The following is an 8,361-nucleotide window of genomic DNA, read 5'->3' as shown; positions in this document are numbered from 1 at the left end:
CCCAAAACGGAAAATTATTCCGGGCCATGTCCTTAGTCAGCGTTGGAAGGGGCGCTCCGGTCACGGGGGTGAGCGGGGTTATCCGACGCGCGATGACGTCGAGGAAACCTCATGAAGAATCTACGCCATGTAGTTGCCTGCGTCTTCGCAACCGGGCTGGTCCTGCTCGGGGGGCAGGTCTTCGGCCAATCTGGCGGTGTCCCGAGCGACGCGGCGCCTCGGGTCGACGGCTTCGACGTGGAACGCGTGCTGCAGCTTTCCCCGGGAGTCCAGCTCAACTTCACCGTCTTCGGAACCCCGGGGGGCGACACCGAACTTCACATCGACGGCGCGCGTGCGCGGTTGATGCTCGCCGAAGTGCAAGCCGGCGTGTACGAGGGCAGCTACAACATCACCGAGCAGGACCGCATCGCGCCCGACAGCCGCGTCACGGCGCAACTGCAGGTTCAGGACCGGGTGGTGACGTCCGTGCTCGAAGAGCCGCTGCTTCTTGGCAGCGGCGGCTCTTCGCCAACTCCGACGTGGGGCCAGGCCGGTTCTGCGAGCAGCGAGCGAGTCGATCCGGTGCTGCCTTATTGCCCGGACTGTGGCATCGTCGAGGCCATCGACCGGGCGCGGGTGAAGGGCAGCGGCGGATATGTTGGCGCGATGACCGGGGGCGTGCTCGGCGCCATCGTCGGCGGGTTGTTCGGGGACGGCGACGGGCGCAGGGCCGCGCGCATTCTCGGCGCGCTCGGCGGCGCGTATGCCGGCCGCGAGATCGACAGAGGCAACAGTTCGCGCACACGCTACGACGTCGTGGTTCGCATGCGCAACGGCACCCGGCAGGCGCTTGCCTTCGACGCGGCGCCTCCCTTCAAGGTCGGCGACCAGGTCAGGGTGACAGGCGCCGCCGCCCGGCGGTATCGTTGAGTCGCTTGAACTTGAACTTGAACTTGAACTTGAACTTGAACTTGAACTTGCGACGCAATCAGGCGACACCGTGATGCAACTCAGCGCACGCGTGCCGTCCATCGGCAGCAGCATCGAACGAAGCCTGCCGTCGCTCGTGGAAACGTTGTTGACGCTCGCAGTCGTCGCGATGCTGCTGCCCTTGTTCACGCGCGTGGCCGACGTGGGGACGGGGCGTGACCAGCGCTTTGCTGCCGTCGGGTACGTGGTCAGTGGCTTGCCGCCTCTGTCGCTGCCGACAGTGTGCGGGGCGTATGGAGCGCTCGCGGAACCTGCGGTGCGCGAGCGCTTGTGTGGCAATGTCTCGACCGGTTCGCGAACACTTCGCACCACACGAGTTCCTCTCGTTCTGAGCGACGTCTTGGCTCAAGCGAACCGGGCCTTTCTCGGTCCTGTGAAGAAGGTCGAAGACAAGTTGCGCGAACTCCGCTTGCAGCAGCGTGAAGGCATCGGCGAACTGCGCGGGATCTCTGACGCGATTGCATCGCTGGAAGCCGAGAGCCGGCCCTTCGTCGAGCATTTCCAGCTCACTGGCACCGACGAGGACCGCGGCCCGGCGCCGCTGAGTTGCGCCGCTAGGGCGGTTCAGGCCGCGCTCACTGAATCCGTCGACGCAGCACCTGCTGATGCCGTTGCCGACATCGCGGGAGCGAATGCGGTTCTCCTGCTGGCCGCGGCGCTCGATGGTCATGCCGCCACGCAAGCCCTCGCCGGCTCGGCGCAGTTGCCGATCATGAGTGACCGCGCTTCTCCGGCATGCGCTGCACACGACTTGCCGGCAGCGTTGTCCGCGGCATCCGTCTTGATGGCCGATGCCCGCCAGTCCACCCTGAACATGCGCAAGAACGAAGCCATGCGCGCCTTGCTGCAATCAGCCGGCTGGCAATGGGCTGGCTGGATGTTGTTGGGCCTGCTGCTAGTGAAGTGCAGCCGGCGTCGATTCAGGCCCGCAATGGGTGTCGCCTGCGCCATGTTGCTCTGGGCTGCAGCAGCGTGGATCGGTCGCGTACCGTGGCCGCTCGCGTCGGGCCGCAGTTTCGAGCCGATGCGCCTCGAGCTTGACGAATGGAGCCCGCCCTCGAATGCCATGCTCTGGCTCGTGGGTGCCGCCGCGTTGCTGTTGATGCTGAGCATGCTGACGCTCAAGCCGCGTGCCCGGCCCGGCCCCCAGTCCCTGAGCACGCGACTTGGCTACCCCGGCCTCGTGTTGGCCACGGGGCTGGGCTGGTTGTTGCTGCTCGACTTGTCGGCCAACGGCCACTTCAGCAACCGCTACCTCGCGCTGTACCACCAGGGCCATCTGTGGCTGGGCATGCTGTGCTTTTCGGTGCTGCTGTTCCTGCGTCAGCCCCTGGCGCGCATGCTGGCGTGGACGCTGTCGATCGCTGGCGAGAGCGCAGGGCGGGTGGAGTCCCGGCTCGGATCAGGCCCTGCGTTGCTGTTGTTGACCTTGCTCGGGGCCAGCGCAATTGCGCTCGTTGGCCTGGGCCTGTCCAACATGCGCCAGCTCACCTCCGAACTCGGCCGCGTGTGGCTGATCGTCGGCGCCGCATGGTTCTTCTTCCTGCGCGGCACACCGCTGGCCGAACGCCTCGCGCGCTCCGGCACTTCGCTCGCATCGGCCCTGCGTTACGTGTGGCCCTTGCTTTTCGTCATTCTGGGCTTGCTCGTATTGATGCTGGTCACGCATGACATGGGGCCGCTCTTGATTGCGGGCTATGCATCGGGCGCATTTCTCGCCGCGTCGGTTGCTCTGTGGTGGCATCACCGCAGCGGCAGGCGCTTGCAGGCCTCTGAGGCTGAGAGTATTTCGATCATGCCCGCTCATCACGGACACGCTCGAAATACTCTCAGCCTCTTTGCCCTCGCGGTGCTGCTGTTTGTCGTCTGGATTGCGGCGACGACGGCGACGCTGTTCAAGCTCGGCGCCATCGACGAAGTCACCGCGACCCGCCTCGAAAGCCTGGCCGCGCCGCTCGCATCAACCAATGACCAGCTCGCGCTCGTGTCGTGGTTCCAGCGCGCGGCGCCGCCCAATGGTTTCGGCCTGGGGGCGGTGCCGTGGTGCGGCTACACGGCCTCAGGCAGTTGCAGCGGCGTGCCGGCGCAGATTCACAGCGACTACACCTTCGCCGCAATCGTCGGCGCGTTCGGTTCAATGAGCGCGTGGCTCGCGTCGATCGGCTGCGCGTTCTGGCTGCACCGTCTCATTCGCCATCACGGCCGCGTGACGCTGGGTGAGCCTCGATTTGTGTCGGCATCGGGGCGCATGGTGAACGACGGTCAGGCCTTCCTGAGTTGGATTGCGGTGGCCTGGGTGGTGCTCACGCTGTGTCAACTCGCCGTCACGGTGGCAGGCAACCTCGCGGTATTGCCGTTGACTGGCGTGACCTTTCCCTTCGTCAGCTTCGGCATGACCTCGCTGCTGGTGAACCTGGGCTTCCTTGCGCTGTGCCTGAACGTCGATCTTCCAGAGCGGGGGCCCCATGGGTGAAGCTCGCGCCATCTCCTTGCTCGACTTCGCGATCACTGCCAGTGTGGCCGTGCTGCCGATCATGCTCGGCGTGGTGTTGCTGGTGGCGGTGATCCGTCCGGCGGACCCGACGTCGAAGATCGCGCCGGAACAGCCTGATCGCTATCTCAGCGTGCGTCACGTCGCGGCGCTCAAGACCTTCGAACAGGGCGTCGTGCGTCGCGATGCCGTGAGACAGGCCCTGCCGACTGCCGCCGATCTTGTCGCCGGCCTTCCACAATGCCGGGCCGATTGGGGCGTGAAAACCGGCGCCGCGCTGTGGATGAAAGGGATCGTCCGCCGAACGCATGACGATGGGCCGTCAGAGGCACAACGCGTGGCCGCGCAGATCGGCACGCTGGATGCGGCTCTGTTGCGTTTCAGTTCGCGAGCCAACACTCGCGTGGACCGCGTGGTGGGCTTCGACGCGTCGCGCTGGTTCGCAGCCGCCCGCGCCGCCCTTGGCGACACGATGAAGGTTCCCGAATACCCGGGCCAACACTTCCAGCTTCGTTGTGCAGACCTCGCCGCCGCGCTGGCTGCGCTGACGCGCGCCGATGCCCACATGCTCGAAGGCTTGGCCTGGCGCGGGACCGAAGCCTCTGCCACCGTTGCACACTGGCGCGCGGACCAGGTGGTGGAGATTTCTGCGAGACAGGTCGCACGCCGCAACCCGTGGAACGGAATGGCAGGCTGCATTTACCTGGGCCGGCGCGAAAGCGGCGATGCCGCGACCACGCCAAAGAACTTCATTGCCAGCGCGCGCGGGGCCGAGACGCGCTTGTGCAGCATGCCGGTGATGTTCGGCAGCGCCGCGTCGGCCGCGGCACAGCCCGCACCTGCACCGCTGGTCGGCGAGCCCGGGCCGGACCTCGCGGTCGACAGCCCGGGCTGGATGGTTCCGCCCTCCCTGCAAGCCCTGCTGCAGCCGCTCGAAACCTTGCGCCGTCCCACCGGCTCGCTGTACCGGCTGTACACCGATTCACAAGCGACCTCGTCGAAGCAGCCCAGCACCTACCGATACGGTCCTAACCGCGTGGTCTTCGACGGCGCTCCGGTGGATGTCGGTTTCTCGGTGGACCTCACCGTCGACCCCAAGCTGCAGGCCCTCGCCCAGAAGACGGCCGCCTGCTACACCGGCCGCCACGACGTTTGCCAATCACTCGGCTTGCAGCGCAACGAAGACAAGGGCCTGCCGCTCGGAAACCGGCTGCTCGAAGGTGCGATGGTGCGCATGGCGGCGGTGGCGATCATCGACGTCGCGAGCGGTCGCATCGAGGCGCTGGCGGGGACGATGTCGCCGTGCACCCGCCAGGAATACGACGGTCCCGGCCGCGAGCTTCAATGCGACAAGCGCCTGCCGTATCCGATCCGCTTCCGGCCCGATGCCTTGCTGAACCCCGCTGTCTTTCACGACGCGATGCCAGCCTCGACCATCAAGCCCATCATGGCCGCAGCCTTCTTCGGCGATGCGGAGGTCGGCGCCCGCTGGCTGTCGGCGGAACGCGCCGCGATGAAGACTGCGCCGAGCCACGACAGCCTGCGCGGCCAACTCATGCGTTCGGACTCGGCGCGATTTCTCGATCGCATGTTCTGCGCCGACAAGAACTTCACCCACTGCGAGCGGCCATGGGAAGTGCAGGCCGAGGCCCTGGCCTTCGGCTGGAATACCGACTGCGGCGAAGCGCGCATCGACTGCGGCAAGCACGACCTGTTATTCGGCCGCGCACTCGATGCCACGGCCGAAGCGGGTGCTGTGAGGCCGATCGCGCTGACGGTGCCCTACGGCCGGCTGCTCGGTGAACCGAGCGCCTTGAAGCTCGGCTCGCCCATGCACCTCATGCCGCGCATGGCGCTGAACCCAGGCATCGTGAGCCGATGCGCAGCCGGTGCCGACGGGCGCCGTCGCAGCGAAGACGATTGGGAGAAGTGCCGCGGCGGCTCCGTCGTCGACGTGGTGGCCGAAGGCTGGGGGCAGGGCCATGCGCGATCGAGCGCATTGGGCGTGGCCGGCATGATGGCCACGCTTGCGGCAGCCGCGAATGGTCAGGCCGAGGTACGACGCCCGCACCTCGTCGAATCATTGCGCGGCGCAAGCGGGGCGAGGCTCGAGCCTGCGGTCGAACGCTGGGGCCTTGCCAGCGCCCAGCCGAACCGCATCTCTCGCGAAGCCGCCGAAGTCATTCTTGACGGGCTCTCGTACAGCCACCGCAGCGGCACCGCGCGCACCGCCTGCGAACAGGTCTTCGATGCGCGCACCTGCAAGGGCATGGCTTTCATCGCCGGCAAGACCGGCACGCCGAGTTTTGCGAGTGACGGACTGTCACTGAACGAACTCGCGCGTCTGTGCGCGCAGGGTGGCGCGGCCGCACGTGCTCCTCATCCCGCATGCAGTTCAATGCGCCCCTACAAGTGGTACGTCGCCGCCTATCGCGCCGAGGCCGGCAGCGGCCCCTGGACCAAGGTGATCGGCGTGCTGACCGAGCGCAATTGGATACGCCAGACCGGCCAGATTCACGGCGCCGGCGATCACGGCCCCAACCCTTCGGCGGAGATCGCGATGCAGATCATGGGACGACAACTCGGCCTGATTTCGGGGGCCACGCCATGAGCGGCACGCTCAGGCGCATCAATGACCGTGCACCGTCGAGGACGGACTCAGAGGCTGAGAGTTTTTCGACCATGCCCGCTCATCACGCCAAAAGCCCCCTGCTCGTCGTTGCAAATGCTCGCAAGCCCGAGCTATGGCTGCGCTTTGCGCCTAGATCAGGCGCCTTTTGACATGCTGCTCGGACACGTTCGAAATCCTCTCAGCCTCTCGGTCGCCGCGCCGCTGGTGTGGACATTCGACGGCCGCTTCGACCGCTGCCTGGCGGACGCCGAAGATACGCTTCGCCGCGCCATCGTGCTGGTGGGTGACGTGGCCCGTGCAGCCGTGTTGATCGAGCTTTCGCTGCCCGCATTGCAACGGCGATTCGACGCCGGCGATGCGCTGCAGCCGGCCTGGGGACATTTCCTGGAGAACATCGCGCGCTACGGCTTGCCGGCAGCGCCACGCGTTCGCCATCTGCGCGGCGAAGGTCATCTCGTCACGCTGGTCGTTGCTTACCGGAGTTGAACAACATGTCCATCAAGACCTGGGTGCTGGGCCGAGTTCACAAAGTCGGCGGACGCAGTGACCTGCCGCCGCGCGATTCTGAAGTGGCGCCCGTGAAGACGCCACCGCAGACCAACCTCGACTCGATGCTGACGAGCACAGCGCACCTCGGCCAGTACGCCACGCTCATTGCCGCGATTCGCGAGGAACTCGAACACTTTGTGGCGAGCCATGTCCGCCTGCATCTCGCAATTGCCGACCACGATCGATTCCTGCTGACGTCCATCGGCGTGAGCTGCGGCGAAGACGTCGAAGCGCGCCAACTGCTGCAGCAGTTCATGCGCGAGTTCAGGCCAGAGCAGGTCAAGCGCTACCTCGCCCGCGAAGTAATCGGCGCGCTGCCGAATGCCGCGGCCATCGACCTGACGCAGTTCGCCGGATTGCTGGATGCCGAGTTGCTGGCCGACGAGAACGAGCACGGCTATTCCGAACTGCTGGCGGCCTTGCGCAGTGGAGTGCCGACCGACGTGCCCACATATCAGGTGAACATCGTCGGACGGTGGACCGAATTCGACGGCAACATGGCGGCCGGCGCACGCGCGCAGACGGGCCCGACGCCGTCGACGCCGCTCGCCGGGCAGCGCTGCGACTTCGACATCGAAGACGGCGACGGCAAGCGACGCGTGGTGCTGCAGTCCGTCGTGCCTGGCCGTCGATACGTGATTGGCAAGGGCGAGGGCTGCGACATCCGCATCAACGGCAGCTACACCAGCCGGCGACATGCAGAAATCTGGTTCGAAAACGGTATCTGGCGCGTGGCTGACGCTGGGTCTACCAACGGCATCCGCGTTGAGTCGCCAAGCCGGCCCGTCGAGCGCTGCCGCGTGGGCGAGGGCGGCGGCGAGCCCTTCGTCGAGCTGGTCGACGGAGCGCGGATTGTGCTGTCGGCGAATGCGGACGGATCGACCATCGACTATCCGTGGCTTGCGTTGCGAACGCCGGGCGGTGCCGGCGCACGCGTGACGCCGATCGCCGTGCCGAACGGGTCATCCAAGACGGCGATCACGCCCATTCATTCGGCTCGGGCGCAGGAGGTCAAGCTGATGGTGACAGCGCGCGGTGCGGCCGGTGAGCGCACGTTGGACTTGCTTCCGAACGCACTGCCTGTCACGGTGGGCCGCTCGCGTGACCAGACGCTGGTGGTGGGGCGTGCGCACGAGCTGGTGTCGGGGCATCACCTCGACATCATCGACATCGATGAAGCCGGTGTGTTGGTGCTCGTGCATGGAGACAACGGCGTGGTGATCGATGGTGTCGAACACGCGGCCGGCACCCACTTTGTGTGGAAGGTGGGCCAGATGATGCTGCTTGGGGCGGTAGACCAGGACGGGCCGCAGTGCAGCCTGAAGCTCTCGCGCCGCGCACAGGGCTGAGTTTTACGGTCATGCCCGCTCATCCCGCCATCCGGATTGGGGTTGAAATGACTTTAAAGAGTCCGTTCGGGCTGCACCCATCGCCGTTCGCGCTGCACCACCCATCCCCGTTCGGGCTGAGGTATCGAAGCCCTTCCGCGCGGGTTGGGGCTTCGATACCTCAGCCCGAACGGGGATGGGTGCAGCACGAACTTCACCCCTTCAGGCTGCCCCCGTTCAGACTGGCGCCGCCCACACCTCCGTTCGGGCTGAGGTATCGAAGCCCTTCAGCGCGGGTTGGGGCTTCGATACCTCAGCCCGAACGGGGATGGGTAAAGCCCGAACGGGGATGGATTCAACCTGAACGGGGATCGGTGCAGCACGAATTT

General features: G+C 66.2%; 5 protein-coding genes. All 5 read left to right on the top strand.

The window, feature by feature from the left end; all coding sequences use genetic code 11:
* Nucleotides 1–111: 111 nt before the first annotated feature.
* Complete coding sequence (locus tag AC30NL_RS03620) at nt 112–912, top strand: outer membrane lipoprotein (RefSeq protein WP_489462646.1); 801 nt, start codon at nt 112–114, stop codon at nt 910–912.
* Nucleotides 913–985: 73 nt separating this feature from the next.
* The gene (locus tag AC30NL_RS03615) at nt 986–3,445 is read left to right on the top strand and encodes an FtsW/RodA/SpoVE family cell cycle protein (protein WP_489462647.1); all 2,460 of its coding nucleotides are present in this window, start codon (nt 986–988) and stop codon (nt 3,443–3,445) included.
* Nucleotides 3,438–6,074, top strand: a complete 2,637-nt coding sequence (locus tag AC30NL_RS03610; RefSeq protein WP_489462645.1) for a penicillin-binding protein 2 — start codon at nt 3,438–3,440, stop codon at nt 6,072–6,074. The genes AC30NL_RS03615 and AC30NL_RS03610 overlap by 8 nt, the downstream gene beginning before the upstream one ends.
* A gap of 171 nt (nt 6,075–6,245) precedes the next feature.
* Nucleotides 6,246–6,581, top strand: coding sequence for a hypothetical protein (locus tag AC30NL_RS03605; RefSeq protein ID WP_489462644.1), 336 nt, complete (start codon nt 6,246–6,248; stop codon nt 6,579–6,581).
* Between the two features lie 5 nt (nt 6,582–6,586).
* Nucleotides 6,587–7,993, top strand: a complete 1,407-nt coding sequence (locus AC30NL_RS03600) for an FHA domain-containing protein (protein WP_489462643.1) — start codon at nt 6,587–6,589, stop codon at nt 7,991–7,993.
* Nucleotides 7,994–8,361 lie beyond the last annotated feature (368 nt).

The organism is Rhizobacter sp. (assembly GCA_021153565.1).
In the GTDB taxonomy this organism is placed as follows: Bacteria; Pseudomonadota; Gammaproteobacteria; order Burkholderiales; family Burkholderiaceae_C; genus Albitalea.
The sequence above is the reverse complement of the archived record's forward strand: the minus strand, read 5'-3'. Positions and strand labels throughout refer to the sequence as shown.